The sequence below is a fragment of the Burkholderia sp. E168m23 genome, from assembly GCF_016586125.1.
Lineage (GTDB): Bacteria > Pseudomonadota > Gammaproteobacteria > Burkholderiales > Burkholderiaceae > Burkholderia > Burkholderia orbicola.
In genome coordinates, this window is the sequence record NZ_BCPP01001700.1 from 1 (window position 1) to 559 (window position 559).

Genomic DNA, 559 nt, shown 5'->3' on the forward strand with positions numbered 1-559 from the left:
CAACTGCTCGGCTTGCCGGTTCTCAAGGGTGACAAAAATAAGGGCAATGCGACGGCCAGATATTCAAAAGACCTCGTCGAATTTGTCGAAGAGGTCATCCAGGACCGATTTCTGGTCACGGAATCCGGGTGGACTGTCCTCGACCTGACTAGATACATCAACCGTGAAGCTCGTCGTCGTGGCCTGCACATTGCCAGGCACGCTATTAGTCGGAAGTTCGTGTGTGCCAGGATTCATGACCTGACCGTCGATGCCGAATACGACCGGATGGACCCGCTAAACCGGGTCGCCGGCAAGTCGTTCGCGAAGCAACGGTTACGGGCAGCGTTCCCGTTCGCACGGATTGAGCAGGATGCTCTTCACCTGCCATTCGTTGTTCGTACGCCCCATGGCATCGCCCGGACCATCTATCTGGTGCTCGCAATTGACGTCTGCACCGGATATCCAGTGGGATGGCACCTCGTCATCGGTTCGCCGCGCGAGATGGATTCGCTGGTGTGCCTTGAGATGTATCTGACGCCTGCCAAGGCAGCCCGGTTCAAGGAGCTTGGTATCGCTC

1 pseudogene is annotated in these 559 nt (G+C 57.1%); it reads left to right on the plus strand.

The features are described from left to right. A pseudogene (locus tag JMF90_RS39750) lies at positions 1–559 on the plus strand (transposase); the annotation flags it as partial.